This is a genomic window from Bradyrhizobium sp. OK095, from assembly GCF_900109945.1.
Lineage (GTDB): Bacteria > Pseudomonadota > Alphaproteobacteria > Rhizobiales > Xanthobacteraceae > Bradyrhizobium.
Genome location: NZ_FOBX01000006.1, coordinates 256,319 through 279,677 on the forward strand (window position 1 = coordinate 256,319; position 23,359 = coordinate 279,677).

At 63.8% G+C, this 23,359-nt stretch carries 17 protein-coding genes, 1 tRNA gene and 2 riboswitches; of the genes, 7 read left to right on the top strand and 11 right to left on the bottom strand.

Annotated features, from left to right (window positions below; all coding sequences use genetic code 11):
* The 7 genes from BMW89_RS17955 to BMW89_RS17985 form a co-directional block, all read right to left on the bottom strand.
* Positions 1–1,164 (bottom strand): M20 aminoacylase family protein, encoded by a 1,164-nt coding sequence (locus BMW89_RS17955; RefSeq protein WP_092028315.1) that lies wholly within the window; start codon positions 1,162–1,164, stop codon positions 1–3.
* Positions 1,165–1,178: 14 nt separating this feature from the next.
* A complete protein-coding gene (locus BMW89_RS17960; protein WP_092028316.1) occupies positions 1,179–2,684 on the bottom strand; it encodes a M81 family metallopeptidase in 1,506 nt (501 codons plus the stop codon).
* Between the two features lie 213 nt (positions 2,685–2,897).
* Positions 2,898–4,547 (bottom strand): ABC transporter ATP-binding protein, encoded by a 1,650-nt coding sequence (locus tag BMW89_RS17965; RefSeq protein ID WP_092028511.1) that lies wholly within the window; start codon positions 4,545–4,547, stop codon positions 2,898–2,900.
* A 14-nt stretch (positions 4,548–4,561) separates the two neighbouring features.
* Positions 4,562–5,449, bottom strand: a complete 888-nt coding sequence (locus tag BMW89_RS17970) for an ABC transporter permease (RefSeq protein ID WP_092028317.1) — start codon at positions 5,447–5,449, stop codon at positions 4,562–4,564.
* A gap of 17 nt (positions 5,450–5,466) precedes the next feature.
* The gene (locus BMW89_RS17975; protein ID WP_177196124.1) at positions 5,467–6,408 is read right to left on the bottom strand and encodes an ABC transporter permease; all 942 of its coding nucleotides are present in this window, start codon (positions 6,406–6,408) and stop codon (positions 5,467–5,469) included.
* A 182-nt stretch (positions 6,409–6,590) separates the two neighbouring features.
* Positions 6,591–7,904 (bottom strand): D-amino acid dehydrogenase, encoded by a 1,314-nt coding sequence (locus BMW89_RS17980; RefSeq protein WP_092028318.1) that lies wholly within the window; start codon positions 7,902–7,904, stop codon positions 6,591–6,593.
* A 67-nt stretch (positions 7,905–7,971) separates the two neighbouring features.
* Positions 7,972–8,099, bottom strand: a riboswitch (glycine riboswitch).
* 3 nt (positions 8,100–8,102) lie between these two features.
* Positions 8,103–8,207, bottom strand: a riboswitch (glycine riboswitch).
* A gap of 95 nt (positions 8,208–8,302) precedes the next feature.
* Positions 8,303–9,433 (bottom strand): M20/M25/M40 family metallo-hydrolase, encoded by a 1,131-nt coding sequence (locus tag BMW89_RS17985; RefSeq protein ID WP_092028319.1) that lies wholly within the window; start codon positions 9,431–9,433, stop codon positions 8,303–8,305.
* Positions 9,434–9,698: 265 nt separating this feature from the next.
* Here BMW89_RS17985 and BMW89_RS17990 point away from each other — a divergent pair, with 265 nt between their 5' ends.
* From BMW89_RS17990 to BMW89_RS18000, 3 genes are all read left to right on the top strand, one after another.
* Positions 9,699–11,309: an ABC transporter substrate-binding protein gene (locus tag BMW89_RS17990; protein ID WP_092028320.1), complete on the top strand. Its 1,611-nt coding sequence runs from the start codon at positions 9,699–9,701 to the stop codon at positions 11,307–11,309.
* Positions 11,310–11,422: 113 nt separating this feature from the next.
* On the top strand, positions 11,423–13,021 hold the full coding sequence (locus tag BMW89_RS17995) for an ABC transporter substrate-binding protein (RefSeq protein WP_092028321.1): 1,599 nt from the start codon (positions 11,423–11,425) through the stop codon (positions 13,019–13,021).
* 280 nt (positions 13,022–13,301) lie between these two features.
* Positions 13,302–14,897, top strand: coding sequence for a glycosyltransferase family 39 protein (locus tag BMW89_RS18000; RefSeq protein ID WP_177196157.1), 1,596 nt, complete (start codon positions 13,302–13,304; stop codon positions 14,895–14,897).
* Positions 14,898–15,007: 110 nt separating this feature from the next.
* Here BMW89_RS18000 and BMW89_RS37925 read toward each other — a convergent pair whose 3' ends face one another.
* Together BMW89_RS37925 and BMW89_RS18005 are read right to left on the bottom strand one after the other, a co-directional pair.
* Entirely contained in the window at positions 15,008–15,148 is a 141-nt protein-coding gene (locus BMW89_RS37925; RefSeq protein WP_177196125.1) for a hypothetical protein, read from the bottom strand.
* Positions 15,149–15,202: 54 nt separating this feature from the next.
* Positions 15,203–16,453, bottom strand: a complete 1,251-nt coding sequence (locus BMW89_RS18005) for a multidrug effflux MFS transporter (RefSeq protein WP_092028513.1) — start codon at positions 16,451–16,453, stop codon at positions 15,203–15,205.
* Positions 16,454–16,755: 302 nt separating this feature from the next.
* On the opposite strand from BMW89_RS18005, the gene BMW89_RS18010 reads away from it, so the two are divergent.
* From BMW89_RS18010 to BMW89_RS18020, 3 genes are all read left to right on the top strand, one after another.
* On the top strand, positions 16,756–18,039 hold the full coding sequence (locus tag BMW89_RS18010; protein ID WP_177196126.1) for a hypothetical protein: 1,284 nt from the start codon (positions 16,756–16,758) through the stop codon (positions 18,037–18,039).
* 269 nt (positions 18,040–18,308) lie between these two features.
* Positions 18,309–19,826, top strand: a complete 1,518-nt coding sequence (locus BMW89_RS18015; protein WP_092028324.1) for a hypothetical protein — start codon at positions 18,309–18,311, stop codon at positions 19,824–19,826.
* Positions 19,823–21,352 carry a glycosyltransferase family protein gene (locus tag BMW89_RS18020; RefSeq protein WP_092028325.1) on the top strand — a complete coding sequence of 510 codons (1,530 nt, stop codon included), beginning with the start codon at positions 19,823–19,825 and terminating at the stop codon, positions 21,350–21,352. Before BMW89_RS18015 ends, BMW89_RS18020 begins: the two co-directional genes overlap by 4 nt.
* 68 nt (positions 21,353–21,420) lie before the next feature.
* Here the strand turns inward: BMW89_RS18020 and BMW89_RS18025 are convergent.
* Positions 21,421–21,509: transfer RNA gene (locus BMW89_RS18025), tRNA-Leu, on the bottom strand.
* A gap of 189 nt (positions 21,510–21,698) precedes the next feature.
* Between BMW89_RS18025 and BMW89_RS18030 the strand changes: the two genes are divergently transcribed.
* Complete coding sequence (locus BMW89_RS18030; protein ID WP_092028514.1) at positions 21,699–22,124, top strand: twin-arginine translocation pathway signal; 426 nt, start codon at positions 21,699–21,701, stop codon at positions 22,122–22,124.
* A gap of 21 nt (positions 22,125–22,145) precedes the next feature.
* Here BMW89_RS18030 and BMW89_RS18035 read toward each other — a convergent pair whose 3' ends face one another.
* Positions 22,146–23,348, bottom strand: coding sequence for an FAD-dependent monooxygenase (locus BMW89_RS18035; RefSeq protein ID WP_092028326.1), 1,203 nt, complete (start codon positions 23,346–23,348; stop codon positions 22,146–22,148).
* Positions 23,349–23,359: the final 11 nt, after the last annotated feature.

Consider the following 23,359-nt stretch of genomic DNA (forward strand, 5'->3'; position numbering starts at 1 on the left):
CTAGCCCACCGGCATGCGGGTTTCGATGATCCGGGCGAACATGCTGGCGCCGATCGGCAGGATCTTGTCGTCGAGCACGAAGCCGGGATTGTGCACGGGCACCGTGCCGTCATGGCCGACCCAGAAATAGGCGCCGGGAATGGTCTGCAGCATGTCGGCGAAATCCTCGCTGCCCATCTTCGGCTGGGCGCGGGTGATCACCTTGGCGGGATCGACGATCGTGCGCGCGACCTCCTCGACCACCTTGGACTGCTCGACCTGGTTGACCAGCACGTCGAAGGTGTCGCGGATGTCGACGTCGATCGCGCACTGATAGGCGCTCGCGATGCCGGCGCAGATCGTGCGGATGCGTTCGGCTATCAGGGTGCGGACTTCTTTCGAGAAGGTACGGATAGTGCCGCACAGATGCGCGTCGCCGGGAATGACGTTGTAGGCGGAACCGGCGTGGATCTGCGTGATCGAGACGACGGCGGCCTGCAGCGGCTCGACGTTGCGGCTGACGATGGTCTGGATCGCCTGCGCCAGCGTGGTCGCGATGATCACCGCATCCTTGGAACGTTCGGGCATCGCGCCATGCGCGCCGTAGCCGGTGATGCGGAGGTCGAAGAAGTCGGCGCTGGCCATCGCAGGTCCCGGCAGGATCGCGATCTCGCCGTGGTTGAGATCGGGCGCGTTGTGCAAGCCGTAGAGCTCGTCGCACGGAAACTTCTCGAACAGCCCGTCCTTGATCATCGCGCGGGCGCCGCCGAGGCCTTCCTCGGCCGGCTGGAAGATCAGATGCACGGTGCCGTCGAAGTTCTTGGTTTCGGCAAGGTAGCGCGCGGTGCCGAGCAGCATGGTGGTGTGGCCGTCATGACCGCAGCCGTGGAAGCGACCGGGAATTTTCGAGCTCCATTTCAGATTGGTGTTCTCTTCCATCGGCAGTGCGTCCATGTCGGCACGGAGCCCAATGCGCTTGCCGCTTGAGCCCTTGCCCTTGATGACGCCGATCACGCCGGTGCCGCCGAGACCGCGATGCACCTCGATGCCCCAGCTCTTCAGCTTGTCGGCGACGATGCCGGAGGTGCGCACTTCCTCGAAGCCGATCTCGGGATGAGCGTGGAGGTCGCGCCTGATAGCGGTGAGTTCGTCGGCGTAGCCGTCGATGCGTTCGATCGTGGGCATGTGTTCCTGTCCGGTTAGCGTGAAGGGGGATTGAAAACGGGGCCGTTCGGCTTGATGCGGATGCCCGGGCGCAGGCGCGTCCAGGGCAGCGAAGCGGTGTCGGCCGGCATCGCGCCGGGCGCGGCGCAGATCATCAGCTTTTCCGCGATCGGCTCGAAGTCGGCGCGGAAATGCACCGAGCTCTTGTTGACCAGAATTTTTTCAGTGGTCGGCTCGATGCCGACATAGCGATACATCGCCTGGTCGGCGAGCTGCGCCTTGTGCGAGGACACGACGATTCGGACGTCGCCGATGCGCAAGGCTGCGGAGGGACCCATCTCCATCTCGCGGCCGCCATAATAGGGGCCGGATGCGATGAAGCGGCCGTCGGAGAGCTTTTCGACGACGAAGGTTTCGCGATAGGGCTCGTCGCCGGGAATGCCGGACTTGCCGCCGAGCGAGAGCGTCACGGTGGCGCCGACGCCGGCTTCATGCGCAGCCTTGGCCGAGACCGGATCGTAGATCGCGCCGGTCGCGGCGCTCGCCTTGTTGCGCACCAGCGCACGCAGCATGCCTGTCGTGTCGGAATCGCCGCCGGCGCCGGGATTGTCCTGGGTGTCGGCGATGATGATCGGCCTGCTCGCGCCCTTCGAGAGTTCCATGGCGTGCCGCACGCCGTCATCGGGTGTCCAGATCTTGCCGTCGAAATCGTCCTCGTGGCTCTCAATCAGCTTGACGATCGCGTCCGCCGCGCGGTCGGCGTCTTCTTGCGTCTTGCCATAGGCGAACACGCTCGGCCCGCAGTCGCGGAAATCGGCGGCGGGGAAGCCGGGCGCAAAGGACAGCGTCGGAACCGCATCGCTTTCCAAGGCTGCGAGTTTCTCGTAGATGCCCTTGGTAGGGAAGTCGTTGGTACATTGCCAGCTGATCGCGATCAGGAACGGCAATTGCCGGAACGATTTTGCGAAACGCTGCTTCGTGTCCAGAAGCAAAGCGAGGTGCTTTGCCGAGGCGCGGCCGGTCTCGGCCATGTCGATATGCGGATAGGTGCGGTAGGCGATCAGCGCGTCCGCGTGTTCCATCATCTCCGGCGTGACGTTGGCGTGCAGGTCGAGGCTCGCAACCAGCGGAACGTCCTTGCCGATGACGCGGCGCACGCGCGCCAGGATCTCGCCTTCGCCGTCGTCGAGATGCTCGGTCACCATGGCGCCATGCAAATCGAGATAGACCGCGTTGAGCGGGCCGGCGGCTGCGATGCCGTCGACCATCACCTTCACGATACGCTCGAAGGCGTCCTTGGTGACATGCGCCGAGGGGCTCGCGCCGCACGCGATGGTCGGAACGAGTTCCCAGCCGCTGGCTTCAGCACTGTCGACGAAGCCGGCGAGGCCGACATTGATGCGGCGCATCACCTTCAGCACGTCGGCACCTTCAGTCATCGCCGGCCAGCCGCCGCCATGCTGGAAGTCCGCGAATGTCGCCTTCGTCGGAGCGAAGGTGTTGGTCTCGTGCAGGAAGCCGCCGACGGCGATACGTGTCATCAATTCAAGTCCAGCGATTGAAAGTGCGCGACGTTAGCCCTGTGCTTGCGGCGAGAGCAAGCCGGGAAGCAATCGCGCTGCGCATGGCGTCAGATCGTTTTGGGAATACTTGCGCCATTCGCCGTCATTGCGAGCGCAGCGAAGCAATCCAGAATCCCTCAGCGGAAACAGTCTGGATTGCTTCGCTGCGCTCGCAATGACGAGGGGAGAGAGCTACGCGCTCGCCGCCACGCCTTCCGACACCGGCCGGAAGTTCGCAAAGTCCCAGCCGCGACCTGGCGCTGCCTCGAGCAAGGCCCTGGTGTAGGCCTCCTTCGGATGCGTCAGCACTTCGGCGGCCGGACCCTGTTCGACGACGCGGCCGTGCTGCATCACCACGACTTCGTCGCAGATTTGCGCCGCGACACGCAGATCGTGGGTGATGAACAGGATGGCGATGCCGAGCCGCTTCTGGATCTCGTCGAGCAGTTCCAGCACCTGCGCCTGAACCGAAACGTCGAGCGCGGAGACCGCTTCGTCCGCGACCAGCACGTCCGGGTCGAGCGCGAGCGCACGCGCGATTGCGATGCGCTGGCGCTGGCCGCCGGAGAACTGGTGCGGATAGCGCGTCACCGCGTCCGCCGGCAGGCCGACCAGTTCGAGCAGCTCGCGCGCCCGCTTCATGGCATCGGCATGCGAGGTGCCGTAGTTGATCGGGCCCTCCGCGATGCTCTCGCCGACGGTGATGCGCGGGTTGAGCGAGCGGTAGGGATCCTGGAACACGATCTGGATCTTTTGCCGGTGCGGCTGAAGCAGGCGGCGCGAAAGGTCGGAGATCTCCCGGCCGGCGAGGCGCACGCCGCCGGAGGTCGGATCGATCAGGCGCACGATGCAGCGTGCCACGGTCGACTTGCCAGAACCGCTTTCGCCGACGATGCCGAGCGTGCGGCCCTTGCGCAGCGTCAGCGTCACCTTGTCCGCGGCGACGACCTCGCGGCCTTTGCCGAAGAACGCGCGCTCCTTGTAGACCTTGCCGAGGTCATTGGCTTCCAGCACGACGGGCTCTCTGGTCTCGGGTCGCGCCGCGCGTGGCACCAGGCTCGGCACCGCAGAGAGCAAATTGCGGGTGTACTCCATGGTCGGATTGCGCAGCACGGTGTCGAGCGGACCGGTCTCGACGAGGCGGCCCTGCCGCATCACCGCGACGCGGTCAGCGATTTCGGCCACGACGCCCATGTCATGGGTGATGAACAAGACGGCGGTGCCGTGATCACGCTGGAGGTCGCGGATCAATGTCAGAATCTGCTTCTGCGTGGTGACGTCGAGCGCGGTGGTCGGCTCGTCGGCGATCAGGAGTTTCGGCTCGAGCACGAGCGCCATCGCGATCATGATGCGCTGGCGCTGGCCGCCGGAGAGGCGGTGCGGGTAGGAGGCAAAAATGCGCTCGACCTGGGGCAGGCGGACCTGCTCCATCATCTCGAGGATGCGCTTCTTCCGCGCCCTGGCGTCGAGTTTGGTGTGGGCGCGCAGCACTTCGTCGATCTGGCGGCCGACCGGCACGACAGGATTGAGCGCGGTCATCGGTTCCTGGAAGATCATCGCCATCTGCGTCGCGCGGAGCTGCCGCAGGCGGCGGTCGGTCGCGGTGAGAATCTCCTCACCGACCAGCTTGACGCTGCCGGCGGTCGGAACCAGCGTGCCCTTCGGCAAAAGGCCCATCGTGGTGAGCGAGGTCACCGACTTGCCCGAGCCGCTTTCGCCGACAAGGCACAGCGTCTCGCCCTTGTGCACCTGGACCGAGATGCCGTCGATGATCTTTGGCCCGTTCGGCTTCTTGCCGACGGAGACGACGAGGTTGTTGATATCGAGGATGGGGTTGCTCATCACTTGATCGCTCATTACTTGCCTTCCCGCTGCTTCATGCGCGGATCGAGTGCGTCGCGGGCGGCGTCGCCGATCAGATTGATGCTGAGGATGGCGATCGAGAGCAGCAGGCCCGGCCAGAAGATCAGCGTCGGCTTGAGCTGAAAGTACTGGCGGCCCTCGGCCATGATGTTGCCCCAGGTCGGCGTCTCCGGCGAGATGCCGGCACCGAGGAAAGACAGGATGGCTTCGGTGAGGATCGCAGACGCACAGACGTAGCTGCCCTGCACGATCAGGGGCGCGATCGTGTTCGGCATCAGATGCCGCCACATGATCTTCGGCAGGGACGAGCCGACCGAGATCGCGGCCTCGACATAGGGCTCTTCGCGCGCGGAGAGCACGACCGAACGCACCAGGCGCGCCACGCGCGGGACTTCGGGAATCGTGATCGCGATCAATACGGTCCAGATGCTGGCGCCGGACAGCGACACCACGGCGATCGCGAGCAGAATGCTCGGCATCGCCATCAGGCCGTCCATGACGCGCATCAACACGGCATCGACCAGCTTGAAGAAGCCGGAGACGAGGCCGATCGCGAGCCCAATGACGACCGCAAGGAGCGCCGAGCCGATGCCGATCAGCAGCGAGATGCGGCCGCCATAGATGACGCGCGACAACAGGTCACGGCCATAGGCGTCGGTGCCGAGCAGGAATTGCGCCGAGGAGGGCTTGAGCCGTAGCGACGGCGCGAGCTGGATCGGATCATGCGGCGCGATCAGCGGCGCGAGGATCGAGACCAGCACGATCAGCGCGAGCAGGATCGTGGCCACCGCGATGATCGGCGTCGAGGTGAGGAAGCCGAAACGCGGCCGTAGCGGCGACGTGATCGGAATGGAGGACTGGGGAAGGCTATCGACCGTCATTGTTGTTATCCTTGACCCTAGTACCTGATACGGGGATCGAGCAGCGTGTAGGCGACATCGATCAGGAGATTGACGACGACGTAGATCAGCGAGGTCAGCAGGATCATCGCCTGGATCACCGGATAGTCGCGTGCCAGCACCGCATCCACCGTCAGGCGGCCGATGCCGGGGATGTTGAACACGCTCTCGGTGACGACGACGCCGGAGATCAGCAGCGCAAAGCCGGTGCCGATCACGGTGATGACGGGCACAGCCGCATTGCGCAGCGCGTGCCGCATCATCACCGCGACCTCGTTGATGCCCTTGGCGCGTGCGGTGCGGACGTAGTCTTCACCCAGCACGTCGAGCATCGCTGCGCGCGTCATGCGCGCGATCAGCGCGATGTAGATGAAGGACAGCGCACAGGTCGGCAGGATGATGCGCTCGAAGAACGGTCCGAAGCCGTTAAAGATGCTGCGGAAGCCCTGCACCGGCACCCAGCGCAGGTCGATCGCGAACACCTCGATCAGGATGTAGCCGACCACGAACACCGGCACCGAGAAACCGAGCACGGAGAGGCCCATCACGAAGCGGTCGATCCAGGTGCCGTGCTTCCACGCCGCGAGGACCCCCAAGGGCACCGCGACGATGACGGCGAGGATGATGGTCGAGAGCGCGATCGAGATCGATGGCTCGACGCGCTGGCCGATCATCTTGATGACCGGAAGGTTGGAGATCAGCGAGGTCCCGAGATCGCCGTGCAGCAGCTTGCCCACCCAGGTGATGAACTGCACGATCAGCGGCTCGTTGAGGCCGAGCGAGTCGCGAATGCGCTCGAGCCGTTCCGGCGTCGCGTTGTCGCCGGCGAGAATCGCGGCGGGATCGCCCGGCGTCAGCCGCAGCAGCAGGAACACGAACAGCGCGACGACGCCCATCACGGGCACCGCGGCCAGAACGCGGCGAATGAGATAACCTAGCATGCACCTATCTCCGGCTGCGGAATGTGTGGGGCCCCAGGGCGCCCGTGGTTTCGATCGTGTCTATCATGCGCGCCTGTCATTCGGGCTGGGAAAGCCGGCCGGAGATGCCGGCTTTTCGGGGCAAATTGTGTGCCAAGGGCAGGGCAGCCGCAAGGGGCCGCCCGGCCTGGGACATTGACCACTCAGGATGCATGACGCAGCTTTCGCTCAACCCCAAGTTCAACGCGAGCTGATGGAACGGTCGGCGGTGCGTTGAGGCCGCGCCAGCCGTCGATGGTTCCGGCAATCATCTGCGCGGTGGCGGCCGACAGGGTCCAGCCGAGATGGCCGTGGCCGGTGTTGAAGAATACGCCCGGCATCCGCCCTGCGCGCACCACCGGCATCATGTTCGGCATCATTGGCCGCAGTCCGGCCCATGGGATGACGCGCGACGTCTCGACAGCCGGAAAATTGCTGCGCACCCAGTCGACCAGCGGCTGCACGCGGTCGGCGCGGATGTCGCGGTTGAAGTCGTTGAACTCGGCGGTGCCGGCAACACGAAAACGATCCGCGCCGAGACGGCTGGTGACAATCTTGGCGGCCTCGTCGAGCAGGCTCACGGTCGGCGTCGCGTTGCGGCTCTCGGCGGTGTCGAGCTGCACGGTGATCGAATAGCCCTTCACAGGGTAGACGTTGACGCGCTCGTCGAGCAGGGCGGCAAAGTGACGGCTGGCCACGCCGGCGCAGACCACGACGCCATCCGCCTTCAGCATGCCGCGCGCGGATGCGACAGCATCGCTTGCGGCAAGATCGTCCCAGCCGATGACAAAGCCGCCTTGGGCTTGCGCGATCGAATCGATGTTCGCTTCATGGATGAAGGTTGCGCCGCGACGTTTGCAGGCCTCCGCGAGCCCGCGGGTAAACTTGTGGATATCGCCGGTCGCATCCGACGGCGTGTAGAAGCCGCCAAAATAGTCCTTGCGCAGTGTTGGCTCGATGCTGCGGATTTCTTCTGATGTCACCGGGCGGCGATCGAGCCCACCTTCCTGCAACAGCGCATTGACGCGCAGGCCGGATTCAAAGCCCTTCTTGTCGTGATAGATGTGGAGGATGCCGCGGCGTTCGAGATCGAAGTCGATGCCTTCGCGCTCCGCGATCTCGAACAGATGCTTGCGGGCTTCGATCGCGAGCCGCGTGGTCTCGATCGTATTGGCGCGGTAGTTGCCGATATTGGCGACGAACTCGCTCATCCAGGAATATTTGTGCCAGTTCGGTCGCGGGTTCATCAGCAGCGGCGCATCGCGCCGGAACATCCAGCGCAGGCCTTTGAGGATCGTTGCGGTGCTGTTCCACACCTCGGCATTGCTGGCGGAGAGCTGTCCGCCATTGGCGAACGAGGTCTCCATCGCGGCGTAGCGGTGCTTGTCGAGCACCGTCACCTCAAAGCCGCGTTCGAGCAGGGCATAGGCAGTCGTCACGCCGGTGATGCCGGCGCCGATGATGGCGATATGGGTCATGGAAAGTTCAGGGCTCCCGTGAGTTAGAGACGGCTGACCGCACGGCCACAAGGCCGTTCGGCGCCCCATCTGTCACGGTTACCTGAGAGCTTGATCCGGCGCGGACCTCAGTGAGGGCAGACCTCACGAGACCTTTGCAGACTATCCCCTTCGGTGGACGTCACGATCTCAAGATCGTGCCGCCTCTCTCCAGATCGTCCTGACGATACAGTCCTTTTGCCTGAGAGTTTCCGGGGCGGTTGCTCCGTCGGCGCCGCAAAGAAGGCTAGAGGCCTTCATTGCGATCTCTCCCGCATCGTCGCGTGGACCAGCGAGCAGTACGATGCGCCTCATTTTTAGACAAGGCTAAATTTCAACCGCGACTGCCAACGTATTGTGCAGTGCGAGATTGATTCAATTTACGCCAGTGTTGCCAGCAAACCCGCCATCAGCCGGCCGCGCTCGACGAGGCTATCCACCTCGATAAACTCCTCGAGCGTGTGGCCGTTGCCGCCGCGCACGCCAAGGCCATCGAGCGAGGGGATGCCCATCGCGCCCGTGAAGTTGGCATCGGAGCCGCCGCCCGAACTCGCATGCGGCAATTCAGCACCGAGCGACTTGGCGATGCCGCGCGCCTTTTCATACAGCGCCATGGTGCCCGCATCCGGCTCCCACACGGGACGGGTGACACCGCGCGTCACCTTGAAGGTGACGTCATTTGCCGTGCCCGACAGTGCCAGCATGCGCTCGACGCCGCGGTCGAGATCGGCCTGGCGCTTGGCCATGGACAGCGCTTCGCCGGTGGCGGTCGTGGCAACGCAATTGACCCATTGTCCGCCGTGCACGACGCCGACCGAGAAGGTGCAGTCCTCCGTCGTCATCGCGTCGATCGCGAGAATCTGCCGCGCCATCTCGCGGATTGCCGAGCGTCCCGCCGACAATGTCGCGCCGGCGTGGCTCGGCCGGCCCGTCGCTTCCAAATTGAATCGCGCGATGGCGTAACGTCCGGTGGTGACGCCGTTGTCGGCGCGGCCGGGCTCGGGCACCAGCACATATTTGTTGCGCGCGGCCTCGGCTTCGATGATGTCGCGCGTTGAGGGCGTGCCGACTTCCTCGTCGGGCGTGAACAGGATGGTAATCGGCAGCGGCGTGGTGACGGAGGCGCGTGCCAGCTGCCGGATCGCTTCCAGCGAGAGGTAGTTGCCGCCCTTCATGTCGTAGATGCCGGGGCCGTAGCATTTGTTGCCCTCGCGACGCCATTTCAGCTTCTCGATGGTGCCAACGGGGTGGACGGTATCCATGTGCCCGGCGATCAGAATGCCTGGCTCACCCTGCTTCGGATGCGGGAAACGCGCGCGGATGACGCCGCCAAAGCCTTGCCGGCCTCCGATGCGTTCGATCGTCGCACCCATAATCGCCATATCCCGCGCTGCGATATCGAGCATGCGGTTAACGGCGCTCGCGTCCCAGGTCGGGCTTTCGCATTCCACCCAAATGCGCAGGCCTTCGAGCATCGCCTCGGAATCGAAGGGAAGATTGGCTGGATTCATCTTAATGTCTCTCAAGCTTCGAAGTGGAACGCGCATTGCATTGGTGCGTGGCAGGACTGACGGAGAGTGTTGTAGAGCCAAACCGATCCTTGTGGAGCCCGTGCGCGCGACGCCATGGGCTGCACCGAAACCGGATTGACGCGCTCAAGACTGTCTGCAAGTCTCGAAAGATGAAGGCATTGCATGAGGTTAGTTCGCCTAAGGAACGATCCTGATGCTCAACCAATAACCTGCCTTTGAACAGTTTCACGTCAGGAGAACTTTTATGTTGAGCTTGATGCGCCGGGGGCGACGCGCGTTCGCCTCCACACTTGCGCTGTCGGTCGTCGCGCTGTCCACGGCGATGGCTTCGCCGGTATTTGCGGCCGGCAAGACCATCACGGCAGTGATGCATTCGGATCTGCGCATCATCGATCCGATCTTCACCACCGCCTACATCACGCGTGACCATGGCTACATGGTCTATGACACGCTGATCACGACGGATTCGAATTTCAAGATCCAGCCGCAGATGGCGGACTGGAAGGTCTCCGACGACAAGCTCACCTACACCTTCACGCTGCGCGACGGTCTGAAATGGCATGACGGCGCGCCGGTGACGGCAGAGGATTGCGCCGCGTCGCTGAAGCGCTGGGCGGCGGCCGACGGCATGGGCCAGAAGCTTTTGCAGTTCACGGCCAGCATCGAGGCGACCGACGCCAAGACCATCACGCTGAAGCTGAAGGAGCCCTACGGCCTGGTGCTCGATTCGATCGGCAAGCCGTCCTCGCGCGTCGCCTTCATGATGCCGAAGCGCCTCGCCGAGACTCCGCCGGACAAGCAGATACCGGAGCAGATCGGCTCCGGCCCGTTCAAGTTCGTGCAGGGCGAATTCCAGCCCGGCGTGAAGGCGGTCTATGTCAAGAACACCGACTACGTGCCGCGCAAGGAGCCGGCGAACTGGACCGCCGGCGGCAAGGTGGTGAAGGTCGATCGCGTCGAGTGGATCACCATGCCGGACGCACAGACCGCGGTGAACGCACTGCAATCCGGTGATATCGACTTCATGGAGAACCCGCCCTGGGATCTGCTGCCGGTGCTTGAAGGCAATCCCGATCTCAAGGTCGATGAGCTGAACAAGTTCGGCTTCCAGACGCTCGGTCGCATGAACTTCCTCTATCCGCCCTTCGACAATCCGAAGATCCGCCGTGCGGCACTTCTGGCGATGAACCAGAAGGACGTGCTCGACGCGCTCGTCGGCAATCCCAAATACTACAAGATCTGCGGCGCCTTCTTCATCTGCGACACGCCGTTCGCGACCGATGTCGGCTCCGAATCGCTGGTCAAGGGCAACGGCATGGCGGAAGCCAAGAAGGCGCTCGCCGAGTCCGGCTATGACGGCACGCCCGTCGTTGTGATGGTGCCCGGCGACGTCGTGACGCTGAAGGCGCAGCCGACGGTCGCGGTGCAGTTGCTCCGCGAAGCCGGCTTCAAGGTCGACGCGCAGGCGACCGACTGGCAGACGGTGGTGAGCCGCAGAGCCAGCCAGAAGCCCCCGAAGGACGGCGGCTGGAACATGTTCTTCACCAACTGGGTGAGCGCCGACGTGTCCAACCCGATCGCCAACTTCTCGATCGGCGGTCAGGGCAAAGCAGGCGGCTGGTTCGGCTGGGCGGAGAACGCCAAGATCGAGAAGCTGAAGGACGATTTCGTCCGTGCTGCCTCGCTCGACGATCAGAAGAAGATCGCGACCGAGATCCAGAAGGAAGCCTACGATCAGGTGATCTACGTACCGCTCGGCCAGTATCTGGCGCCGAGCGCGTGGCGGAAGTCGCTGACCGGCGTGCTCGACGGCCCGGCGACCCCGGTGTTCTGGAACATCGACAAGTCCGAGTAAGGCCAAGTCGGTAAGGTCCAAGGTGCATCCCTGCACCTTTGGTTCCGATCATCACGCGGCGCCGCTGCCATCAGCGGCGCCGTTTGCAAGAAGAATTTTCCAGGAGAGCTTCGATGTTCCGACTCGTGCGTCGCGCGTTTGCCTCCAAACTTGCGCTTTCGGTGGTGGCGCTTTCGGCACTGGCCTCGCCAGCTTTCGCCGCAGGCAAGACCATTACCGCCGTGATGCATTCGGATTTGCGTGTCCTCGATCCGATCTTCACCAGCGCCTATATCTCGCGTGATCATGGCTACATGGTCTATGACACGCTCATCGCGACGGATTCGAACTTCAAGATCCAGCCGCAGATGGCCGACTGGACAATCTCCGACGACAAGCTGACCTACACCTTCACGCTGCGCGATGGTCTGAAGTGGCATGACGGTACGCCGGTCACCGCGGAAGATTGCGTTGCCTCCCTGAAGCGCTGGGCCGCTGTCGATGGCATGGGGCAGCAGATGATGCTGTTCACCGCGAGCATCGAGGCGACCGACCCCAAGACCATCACGCTGAAGCTGAAGGAGCCGTACGCGCTCGTGCTGGAATCGATCGGCAAGCCGTCCTCGCGGGTCGCTTTCATGATGCCGAAGCGTCTCGCCGAGACGCCGGTGGAAAAGCAGATACCCGAGCAGATCGGCTCCGGCCCCTTCAAGTTCGTGCAGGCTGAATTCCAGCCCGGGGTGAAGTCGATCTATGTCAAGAACACCGATTATGTGCCGCGCAAGGAGCCGGCGAGCTGGACCGCCGGCGGCAAGGTGGTGAAGGTCGACCGCGTCGAATGGATTACGATGCCGGACGCGCAGACGGCGTTGAATGCGCTTCAGTCGGGTGACATCGATTTCATGGAAGTTCCCGCCATCGAAATGTTGCCCGCCATCGAAGCCGACAAGGATCTCAAACTCGAAATCCTGAACAAGTTCGGATTCCAGACCGGCGCACGGATGAACTTCCTTCATCCGCCCTTCGATAACGTCAAAATCCGCCGCGCGGCATTCCTGGCGATCAAGCAGAAGGACGTGCTCGATGCGCTGATCGGCAATCCCAAATACTACAAGACTTGCGCCGCGGCCTTCATTTGCGACACGCCGTTCGCGACGGAGGTTGGCGGCGAGACGCTGGCGAAGGGCGGCGACATTGCCGCGGCGAAGAAGGCGCTGGCCGAGTCCGGTTACGACGGGACACCCGTCGTGCTGATGGCGCCGGGCGACGTGCTGACGCTGAAGGCTCAGCCGATCGTGGTGGCCCAGCAATTGCGCGAAGCCGGCTTCAAGGTCGATTTGCAGGCCACCGACTGGCAGACGGTGGTGAGCCGGCGCGCCAGCCAGAAGCCCCCGAAGGAGGGCGGCTGGAACATGTTCGTCACCAACTGGGTCAGCGCCGACGCGAGCAACCCGATCTCCAACGTCGCTGTCGGCGGGCAGGGCAAGAAGGGCGGATGGTTCGGCTGGCCGGAGGACGCCAAGATCGAGCAGCTCAAGGACACCTTCGTTCGCGCTGCCTCGCTCGACGAGCAGAAGAAGATCGCGACCGAGATCCAGAAGGAAGCCTACGATCAGGTGCTCTACATGCCGCTCGGCCAGTATCTGTCGCCCAGCGCCTGGCGGAAGTCGCTGACCGGCGTGCTCGACGGCCCGGCCACCCCGGTGTTCTGGAACATCGACAAGACTGAGTAAGAGCAAGACCGAGCAAGAGAAGGTGCCGTCCTGCACCTTATCGTCCCGATCATCACGCGGCGCCGCTGTCATCAGCGGCGCCGTTGTCGTTTGCCGGGTGTCGTTTGCCGGTCATGTGACGCGAAGGGGTCGCGCTTTTAGCTCTTCCAGTTTCCAATTGTTGCTATTTGTTTCCAATCTGAAATAGATGGTTCGTCTTCGGACATTACTTGCTTCCCCCTCCCGCCGATTTGAATCCGTAGATTTGATTCCCTTGCCGATCGATTTTGCATTCCAGGCGATGGCCGAACGGTCCGATCGTGCGCCAGCGCGATGGCGCCGGCCGTTTCTACGCTGGCTCGATGGCATCGAGGCGGGCTGGGCGGTGCCGCTTCTCATTGCGTGCTTCGTTGTGGTCTGGACGCTCTATCTGGCCATCGCCTATGCCGGTGGTGGCCTGCATCCCGATACGCTCGAGGCCTGGACGCTGGGACGGTATTTCGCCTTCGGCTATCACAAGCATCCGCCGCTGATGGGCTGGATCGCCGCGAGCTGGACCTTCGTCTTCCCGTCCAGCGACTGGTCGCTGCAGCTGATGGCGATGGTGAATGCCGGGCTCGCGCTGTTCTTCGTCGATCTGGTTTCGCGCCGGTTCGTCACCGGGCACAAGCGCATCCTGGTGCTGCTGCTCCTGATGCTGACGCCGGCCTATCAATTCCATGCCCAGCGCTTCAACGCCAATTCGGTGCTGCTGGCGGTCTGGCCGCTGGCGACCTGGTGCTTCCTGCGCGCGTTCGAGACGCGCTCAGCGCTGTGGGCGGTTGCGGCGGGATGCGCGACGGCGCTGGCGATGGTCGGCAAATATTACTCGATCTTTCTCGTCGCGAGCTTTGTGGTTGCCGCGCTGGCACATCCGGCGCGGCGCGCCTATTTCACCTCCGCTTCGCCCTGGATATCGACTGTCTCCGGGCTCGCGGTTCTGTCGCCGCACATCTACTGGCTGGAGACGACGGGCGCATCGGCCTTCACGTATGCGCTGGCCCACGCCAACGGCAACGCCGCGAGCTCGATCGGTGAGGTCAGGAATTTTCTGCTGGGGCTGGCGGCGGCGATGAGCGTGTCGGCCGTGCTCTGGATATTCATCGCGGGTACGCGGCTCAAGCAGTTTCCGGCCGATTTCGCGGCCATGAGTCCGGGCCTGCGGCTTCTGTTCTATGTTGCGGTCGGCACGATCGTGCTGCCGGTCCTGACGTCGCTCGCGATGGGGACGGATCTGCCGTCGCTGTGGGCGTTGCAGGGAATGTTCCTGTTCGCCGTGCTCGTGGTTTGCGGGACGCGCTATCCGATCGAGCGCTTCTACACCGTCAACGTCGCGGTGATCACGGCTGGCGTTGCGCTTGCCGCCGTCCTGGTCGCAGCGCCGATCCACGCCGTCTATCGCAACAATCACGGCTATGAAGAGGGCCGGAATTTCTACGCGCAGGCGGCGAACGAATTGACGCGCGAATGGCGCGAGCTGACGAGCGAGCCGCTGAGCGCCGTGAGCGGCGATGACTCGCTCGCTTTCGCGACGGCGTTCTACAGCCCCGACCATCCGAATTATGCGCGGCCCTTCGAGTACCAATACAGCTGGGGCCTGCCGCGCAAGACCACGCTGGATCGCGGCTGGGCCGCGCTCTGTTTCCGCGGGCAGGACTATTGCGGCCGTTGGATGGAGTGGGTTTCCGGAAGCGCCGGGCATTTCGTCAAGCGCGAGTTCACCGTGCAGGCGACCTTGTGGGGGCGCTCCGGTCTCACGCGAGAGGTCGTGATATTGATGGTGCCGCCACGCGGAAACAGCGCGGCGCCCGAGAGCGCTGCCGACGATTTCAGCGCCAGCAGACGTCCTGCGGACTAAAGCGCGATGAGATTGGGATGAATCGTCATCGCGCTTGAGGTTGTTGTTTGCGCATGATCTTTTCGGAAAACCGCTTCGCACTTTTCCGGATCATGCTTTAGGCTTCGCGCTCAGCAATGGCTGTCGCGCAATTGCTCGAGGCCCTCGCTTGCGAACGGCGCGGTGAATGCCGTCTTGTCGGTCTTCGGCACGGGGCGCTCCGTCGCCTGCCGATCCGAAGCAGTATGATCTTCGCGGTGTTCGGGTTCCATTGCAGCGGCCTTTCGAATTGCTGCGGTACAACATCGAGGTCGCCGGCAAGTTCCTTAAGCGATCGGGCGATGATGCGGCTTGAACAGCCGTCCCTTTTCCACCACCAGCACGATCGCGAGCGCCGCGACCGTCGACAGGAAGAAGCCGACCGAGAACGGCAGCAGCGTGCCGTCAAAGCTCTGGCCGATCGCCATGCCGACCACGATGCCGATCAGCGTCGTGATCGAGCCGTAGAGCGAGGAGGCGGTGCCGGCGATATGGCCCTGCGGCTCCATGGCGAGCGCGGTGAAGTTGGCGACCATCATGCCGAACGAGAACATCATCAGCGCGGAGAGCACCATGAACAGGGGTAGCGGCAGCATGCCGAGGCTTTCCGTCAGCAGCATCACGCCCGCGACCGCCGTGTAGAGCGTCAGCGCGCCGTGCGAGATCACGCGCATGCCGAGCGTCCCGACAAACTTGGCGTTGAGGAAGCCGGCGACGGCGGTGCCGGCCGCGATCGCAGCGAAGGCGAGCGGGAAATAATGGCCGAGATGATAGATGCCGACAAAAACCTGCTGGGCCGAGAAGACGTAGGCGAACAGCGCGCCCATGACGCTGCCGGCGGCGAGCGCGTAGCCGATGGTCTGGCGATTGGTCACGGTCTGCCAGTAGGCCGCGAGCACGTCGCGTGGCGCGAGCGACCGGCGTTCGCTCTCAGGCAACGTCTCCGGCAGCCGCAGCACGGACCATGCGAGCGCGAGCAGGCCGTAGAGCATCAGCACGACGAAGATGCCGCGCCAGTGCGTCACCAGCAGCACCGCCTGTCCGAACGAGGGCGCGATCACGGGCACCGCGATGAAGATCATCATCGCCAGCGACATTACGCTCGCCATGCGGCGGCCGACGTAACAGTCGCGCACGATCGAGGTGGCGATGACGCGCGTTGCGGAGGTGCCAAAACCCTGGAGGGCGCGCGCCAGCAGCAATGTCTCGAACGAGGGTGCTGCAATCGCCAGGACGCTCGCCACCGCATAGACCGCCATGCCGCCGAGCAGCACCGGACGTCGGCCGAACCGGTCGGACAGGGGCCCCATGATGAACTGGCCCACACCAAAACCGATCAGGAAGGTCGACAGCACGAGCTGGAGGTGGTTGGCGTTGGGAATGTTGAAGGCTGCTCCGATATTGGGCAGCGCCGGCAGCATCATGTCCATCGCAAGCGGATTCAGCGCCATGATGGACGCGATCACGATAACGAATTCGGGAAAACCCATGGGGCGGTGTCCCGAGGACACCCAATCGTCGGCGTTGACGTCGGACAAGAAGCTCACCTCTGAAATTCAGAGGCTTTATCTATCGTCCATGCTGCGTTGCACAACCCTTGTTTCGGGATAGCTGGCAGGCGGGGGCGGCCCGGCAACGAGCTGTTCACCATAAGACCGGGGACGCCGAACCGGGGAGATGAATCCGCAACCCATCCTCTCCATTGTGGCCTGACCGGGCGCTGCGCAGGGCGCCGAGGGAACCCAAGACGACAACTCAAGACGACAACCCAGAACGACAAGGTATTTTCGCGGTGTCCGACGTCACCGGTACAGCACGATGGTTGGGACCCTCGGCCGGCATGGCTGCGAGGCGCAACGGCTGGCTTGCCGGCCTGATCGTGCTGACCGCGCTGCTGGTGCTCGGCAATCTCGCCAAGGATGCCGCCGTTGACGTCGACTATGGCTGGGACGTGAAGGTCAACTGCGCCGCAGTCGACGCCCATGCCGCGGGGCTCGATCCATATTTCGTCAAGAATCTGGCGGGCACCACCTTCTCTTATCCTTATTTGCCCTTGACCCTGGATGTCTTCCGGCCGCTGTGTGCTGGTGGCTTTCTCATCCACCACTACAGGGGTGTTTATCTCATACTCGCGGTGCTCTGCGGCCTGCTTCTGCCCGGTCTCGGCCGACCACGAACGCGCTCGCGCGACGTTGCGCTCAGGGTGCTCTGCGCGCTCGGCGCTTTCGTCGGCTTCGAATGGGTCGTAGCGTCGGGGAATTTCGCGCTTCTGAGCGGCCTGCTGACCGTGATCGCTCTGCATCTTCTGCTTCGTTCGCCTGCGTCTGCCGCAACCGAACGCTGGACCTTCGCCATTCGTCTCGGCGGCGCTGTGCTGCTCGGCCTCGTGACCTCCTTCAAGCTGGTGTTTTGTCCCGTGCTGGCGGCGCTCTACTTTCTGCCGCTGCCGCCCGGCCGCAAGTTGACGCTGATCGCTGGTGCGGCGTTCGGCTTCGCGATGATGATCCTGTTATCGAAGCTGCTGTACCCCGATCCGTTCGCGAGCTGGCTGCTTGCAATCGGAGGACAGATCCCAAACCAGCACGCGGTCGATCTGTTGGAGACGAATCCGTCGCTGCTGCTGCTGGCACAGAGCTTGATGGAGCATGCCGGGCTCGGCGCCCCCAAGCCGGCACTGTTGGCGGCCTATGTGCTCGGGGCTTTCGCGCTCGTGCTGGGGCCGCTCGTGCTGTCCGTGCTGCGCGCCGCCCGGAGCCAGCCGGGAACGGCAGCGGGATCGCTGCGGGCGCAACTGGACCGCTGGCTGATGGATCATCCGCGCACCGCGATGCGCGTCACTGTCCTCGCCATGTTGGCGCTGTATCTCAGCTCGCCACGCTTGAAGGAATATGCCTTCTTCGAGCTTGCGCTCTATGCCGCGATCCTCGTCGTCGATCTCCCAGCGTTGGCGCTGGCCGCCTTCTTCACCATCGGCCTCGCTGTTCCTGCGCTGATCTCGATGACAGGCCACACATTCGAAGGCGGCTTTGGTCTGCTCATCGTTGCCCTGACATCCTTTTGGATCCTGCTGCTCGATTTTCGGGCCGAGCCGGAGCGCCTGGATGCGGACGGCACAAATTCATGACAGCGTCAGTTTTCGAGGTGGCGCTCGGCGGACCATCACTCGATCGACGCGGCCGCGGGCCGGGCACCATCAGCCCCCACGCAATTTCCGACACACGATCGTGTAGGCTCTTCGGTCGATTGGGCTTGCTCCTCCAGTCGAATCCCGACGGATTGCATTGCCGGAATTTACTCCACCTTAGATAAATTGGCCGTAAATCATCGCCAAAGCTCGCATCCGGCGATCGGCCGGTGCACAGCCCTCAGGCTGGCTTTGTTCCGAGGGAAGCGATGGATCAGCACGAGGTCTGGCACCAGCCGACGTTGGACAAGGTTGCCAACGCGATCGGGCCGTTCTTCCTCCGATCGGCAGTCTATCTGTTCCTGATCTCGTTCGTTGGCCTGTTCTACCTCTTGAACGGGCCGGTTCTGCTTGGTCACTACGATCTGGGTTGGCATCTCGCCGCCGGCGACCTCATCCGTGAGCGGAACAGCATCCCTGTCCAGGATCCCTGGTCGTTCACCCACAATGCCAAGACATGGTTCAACCTGTCCTGGCTTTGGGACGCGCTCGCCAGCGCAACGTTTCAATATGCAGGATTCGGCGGCCTCGTCCTCTTTGCTGTGCTCTCTGGCGCGGCGATCATCGGCATTCTCACGTCCATCTGTCTCGGCTTTGGCGCATCGCCAATAGCGGTGTGCATCGCCGTGTTTCTGGGATGCCTGCTCTATCCCGCTTACGAAGCGTCGCCGAACATCTATCTCGCTGTGTCGCCGAACACATGCACAATGTTGTTTTGCGTCGTCTTCTACCGTGAATGCCTGAGCCGAACGCGGTGGCTGGTGCTTCCTCCATTGATGGCGCTTTGGGCCAATCTGCACGGCGGCTTCCTGCTCGGATTTTTCGTGATCGGCGTATTCTTCTGCGTAGCCCTGCTCCGGCGCGCCTGGCCCGATCTCAGGATATATGCGCTCGCCGGAATCGGAAGTTTCGCTGCGACATTCGTCAATCCGCTCGGCTGGAAAATCTACACCGGTGCAGCCGCGACGATGGGGCACTTCGTCCAGGGCAATATTGGCGAGTGGCTGTCTTACTACCACAACATGGAAATGCCAGGCAGCCTTCCCGGCATTCTGTACATGCTGAGCTTCGTCGCGCTGGAGCTGCACTTTCGCAACTCCAAACCAATCCCGCTCGAAACACGCTTGATGTCCTGGTTGTTCCTGCTCCTTGGGCTCTATCAGTTCAGGTACATCGCCTTCTTCTTCATATTCTCGACCGGGCCGCTCGCCCTTCACATCGATCGGTTGCTGCCTGCGCGATTCACCAATGGCGATTTTCGCGGACCTCTGCTCGCCGCGGGCATCGTAGGATTATGCACGCTGCCGATCGGTTACCTGCGCGTTGCGCCCGATCTCGCACTTCCGGAGATGCTGTCGCGCGAAGATGCCGGCTATCTGCAAAAGCACTTCGCGGGCGCGCGCGTCCTGAACAACTGGAATGTCGGCGGTTACCTGATCTTCCGCACGCGCGGCGAGGTGCCCCTGTTCGTCGACGGCCGCGCCGCCACGGCTTATCCAGACGATCTCCTGCGCGACTATTTCAGGCTGGTGAGCTGGGACGTGGACCAGACGGCGTGGGACCTTGTGCTCGACAAGTACCGGATCGACGCCGTGCTATGGGTCAAGGCGCACGACCAGCTGCGGCACTTTCTCGTCGAGAAGCGCGGCTGGCGCGAGCAATACATCGGCGCGTACGAAACTGTGTACGTCAGGCCCGATTTTGCCGACGTAGCCAAAAAACCATGACAGCCGGCGCTGCAACACTATCCGAGGCCGTCACAGTCCCAGCCGTCAAGGCCACGAGCTTCGCGGAGCGGCACGGCATGCTTTGCGCAGTGCTGTTGTTGGCCGCGGCCCTGCGGCTGCCGCTGGCCTTCTGGCCGAACATCAACCATGCCGACGAGATCTATCAGTATCTGGAGCCCGCCTGGCGCTTGCTCGGCCATGAGGGCGTCGTGACCTGGGAATGGCGCGACGGCATCCGGAGCTGGTTTTTGCCGACCCTGTTCGCGGGGCCGGTCGCGCTTGGAGACTGGCTTGCCCCAGGCGGGTGGGGCGCCTTCGTCGTGCCGCGCCTCCTGGTCGGACTTGCCTCGTTGTCGATCGTGCTGACGGCATGGCATTTCGGCGCACGAATCTCGCGGGCGCACGCCGTCGTCACGGCGGTGGCCGCCGCTGTCTGGTTCGAGCTTGTCTACTTCGCACCTCACACGCTGAGCGAACCGCTGGCAACGGCCGTCATCTTGCCGGCAGCATTGCTGCTGACCGGCGAACTTTCGCGAAATCGCCTTTTCATCGGCGGTGCGCTGCTCGCGCTCGCCTTTGTCTGGCGGTTTCAATATGCGCCGGCCTGTGCCGTGTTCGTGCTCGGCGCGTGCTGGAGGGATTTGCGAAACGCGCTTCCGCTGATCGGTGGAGGCTGCCTTGCTCTCGCGGTCGGGGCCGGCATCGACGTTGCGCACGGATCGACGCCATTCGGATGGCTCATCCAGAACATTCAGCAAAATCTCTTGCATGATCGCGCATCGGAATTCGGTGTCGCGCCGGCATATGCCTACGTCCTTCTGACTTCGGTTCTCTGGTCGGGCGCGACGCTGCTGATGTTTCTGGCACTTTGGCGTGGCTGGCGGCATGCCCCTCTGTTGATCGTCGCCGCGATCGTGAATGTCGCGTTTCACAGCGTGATCGTGCACAAGGAATACCGGTTCATCTTCCTGTCGATCGCGCTGCTGATCGTCGCCGCGGGACTTGGTTCGGGCGATTGGGCCGAGATGATGCGCCGGAAGCGGGCTTGGCGCGTCTCCGGGATCCATGCTGTTTGCGCGGGCTGGCTGCTGCTGTCGCTCGGATTGTCGGGCGCAACCTACATCATGCGCGACAATTGGACTCGGGGCACGGGCGAGGGGCGGCTGGCCGCGGAACTCGACGCGGATCCGGACCTCTGTGGCCTGGCCCTGTACGGCACGCACGACCCGTTCTTACCCGGACGCGGGCAACTTGCGCTCGGCCGCCCGGTCTATTCATTTTATCGGGACGACCCCCAAGCCAGGGGGCGGCTGCCGATTCTGGTTAAGCAGCACGAACGCGGCTTCAACCGTATCATCGGCCCCTCGAGCCTCGCGAAGGAATTGCCGGCCGATTTCATGCAACGAACCTGTGCCCTGACGAGCCACGACATCACGGCCTGCGTCTTCGTGCGACACGGCGCTTGCGATGCGGCTGCCGCCGGTCCCTTCGCAATCAACGCCGTCCTTATGCGCCTCAATTACTGATTGTCGGCGACGTCCTGGCTGGCGCAGCGCCGGCAGGTGCGTTCGCCGGAAAACGACCGCGCTAATCGTGGTGCGGGCAGCCGGGGTCGAACCGGCACAGCGCTTGCGCACCGAGGGATTTTAAGTCCCTTGCGTCTACCAATTCCGCCATGCCCGCTTGATCCAACGAGATCAAACACTTAAGTCCACCTTCGGCCGTCTGGAATTGGCGCTTCGCAAGGCCGGGTGGGTGGTTCTTCCTTAAGCGAGCCGGCCGCACAAGGCAAAGCCTCAATCCGGACATCTGTTGTTGCTTTAGGCATTCTCAATCCACGGGGACTATTCATCCGGCATGGCTGTTTCGTTCATAGCTGCTTCGTTTTCCTCTTCCCTGCGCGGCTCAGGCGCGCTTCTCGTGCTGCTTGCGGCAGGCGCCGTGCTGTCCGGCTGCGCCAGCATGAGCGAGACGGTCGCGCCGGCCTTCGCCGATCCCGCGGCATACGAATTGTACGATTGCAAGCAGCTCGAGGCCGAGCGCAAGGCGCTTGCCGCCCGCACCGCTGAATTGCAGAAGCTGATGGACAAGGCGGAGACCGGGGCCGGCGGCGCCGTCGTGTCCGAGCTCGCCTATCGCAATGACTACGTCTCGGTGCGTGGGCGGGCGCAGCTCGCCGAAGACGCCTGGCGCCGCAGCAGGTGCCGGGAAACGCCACCAGGTGCGGCGGCGCCGGCCGCTGCGCCGCAACGGCCGGACATCAAGCCGGCCCCGAAATCAGGCAGCGCCGTTCGCTGAGCCCACACGACTGCGCCCGCGTCAGACGCGCCAGCGGTAGATCCAGTCCTGCCGCGCCAGCATGCGGTCCGGGCCGAGCGCGCGGATCGCAAGATCGCGCGCAATCGCGAGCGGCCCGCCGAGATGATAGATGCGGCCCTGTTGCCGGGCGGTCCGCTGCACCCGCCGCACCCGCGCCTGGCGCGCACGGCCATATTGCTTCAGCGCGGCGGTGATATCAGCGGTGCTCTCGGCGGCCTCGAGGCTCAGATGCTGCGCGAGCGTGGCGGCATCCTCGATCGCCATGCCGGCGCCTTGTGCGGCGAAGGGCAGCATCGCATGCACGGCGTCGCCAAGCAGCGCGACCGGGCCGTTGCTCCAGGGGCAGCCGTCGGGCACGCCGAACAGCGCCCATTTCCGCCAGTTGTCGACGGTCGCCAGCATCATCCGCGCCGCCGGCGGCCATCGTGGCGCAGCGAAGGCGTCCATCACCTCGCGGGGATCGCCGGGCGTGCTCCAGCCCGGCCTGTTCCAGGTGCCAGGGAGCACCGCGACCACGTTGATCTGGCGGCCGCCCGCGATCGGATAGGCAACGAGATGCGCGTTCGCGCCCATCCACAGCTGCACCCGCCGCGCGGTGAAATCCTTCGGCAATTGCGTGGCGTCCAGCGTGCCGCGCCAGGCGATCAGCCCGGAGAAGCGCGGCTGCACCTCGGGAAACAGATGCTGGCGGACCGTCGACCAGATGCCGTCGGCGCCGATCAGCGCGCTGGCGAGATCGCTGCGGCGGATCGTGCCGCTGCGATGCACCACCGTCAGTCCCTTCGCGTGAGGCGCGAAATCTTCGAAGGTCGCGCCGAGTTTGAGGTCGATATCGGGATGGTCGGCGATGGCGCCGGCGAGTGCGGATTGCAGATCGGCGCGATGCACCACCCAATAGGGGGCGCCGGCGCGCGCAGACGCCGCCTCGCCGAGCGGCATGCGCAGCAGCTCACCGCCGGCCCGCGCGCTCATGATCGAGACCGCCTCAGGGACGACGGCGCGCAGCTTCAGCCGTTCGGCAAGTCCAAGCTCGACCAGCACGCGGCTGGCATTGGGGGAGAGTTGCAGGCCGGCGCCGACTTCCTCGAGCCGCTCGGCCTTTTCCAGCACGACGATGCGGAAGCCACGGGCGGCGAGCGCAAGTGCGGCCGTCAGTCCACCGATGCCGGCACCGGCGATGACGATTGTTCGGGAGAGCGCCACCCCTGACCGAT

Excerpts from the sequence above, each read along its gene's own strand:
- BMW89_RS17955 (WP_092028315.1), bottom strand. The coding sequence starts at position 1,164 with ATGCCCACGATCGAACGCATCGACGGCTACGCCGACGAACTCACCGCT.
- BMW89_RS18000 (WP_177196157.1), top strand. The coding sequence starts at position 13,302 with ATGGCCGAACGGTCCGATCGTGCGCCAGCGCGATGGCGCCGGCCGTTT.
- BMW89_RS17995 (WP_092028321.1), top strand. The coding sequence starts at position 11,423 with ATGTTCCGACTCGTGCGTCGCGCGTTTGCCTCCAAACTTGCGCTTTCG.
- BMW89_RS18010 (WP_177196126.1), top strand. The coding sequence starts at position 16,756 with ATGGCTGCGAGGCGCAACGGCTGGCTTGCCGGCCTGATCGTGCTGACC.
- BMW89_RS17975 (WP_177196124.1), bottom strand. The coding sequence starts at position 6,408 with ATGCTAGGTTATCTCATTCGCCGCGTTCTGGCCGCGGTGCCCGTGATG.
- BMW89_RS17965 (WP_092028511.1), bottom strand. The coding sequence starts at position 4,547 with ATGAGCAACCCCATCCTCGATATCAACAACCTCGTCGTCTCCGTCGGC.
- BMW89_RS37925 (WP_177196125.1), bottom strand. The coding sequence starts at position 15,148 with ATGGAACCCGAACACCGCGAAGATCATACTGCTTCGGATCGGCAGGCG.
- BMW89_RS17990 (WP_092028320.1), top strand. The coding sequence starts at position 9,699 with ATGTTGAGCTTGATGCGCCGGGGGCGACGCGCGTTCGCCTCCACACTT.
- BMW89_RS17985 (WP_092028319.1), bottom strand. The coding sequence starts at position 9,433 with ATGAATCCAGCCAATCTTCCCTTCGATTCCGAGGCGATGCTCGAAGGC.
- BMW89_RS17980 (WP_092028318.1), bottom strand. The coding sequence starts at position 7,904 with ATGACCCATATCGCCATCATCGGCGCCGGCATCACCGGCGTGACGACT.
- BMW89_RS18015 (WP_092028324.1), top strand. The coding sequence starts at position 18,309 with ATGGATCAGCACGAGGTCTGGCACCAGCCGACGTTGGACAAGGTTGCC.
- BMW89_RS18020 (WP_092028325.1), top strand. The coding sequence starts at position 19,823 with ATGACAGCCGGCGCTGCAACACTATCCGAGGCCGTCACAGTCCCAGCC.
- BMW89_RS17970 (WP_092028317.1), bottom strand. The coding sequence starts at position 5,449 with ATGACGGTCGATAGCCTTCCCCAGTCCTCCATTCCGATCACGTCGCCG.
- BMW89_RS17960 (WP_092028316.1), bottom strand. The coding sequence starts at position 2,684 with ATGACACGTATCGCCGTCGGCGGCTTCCTGCACGAGACCAACACCTTC.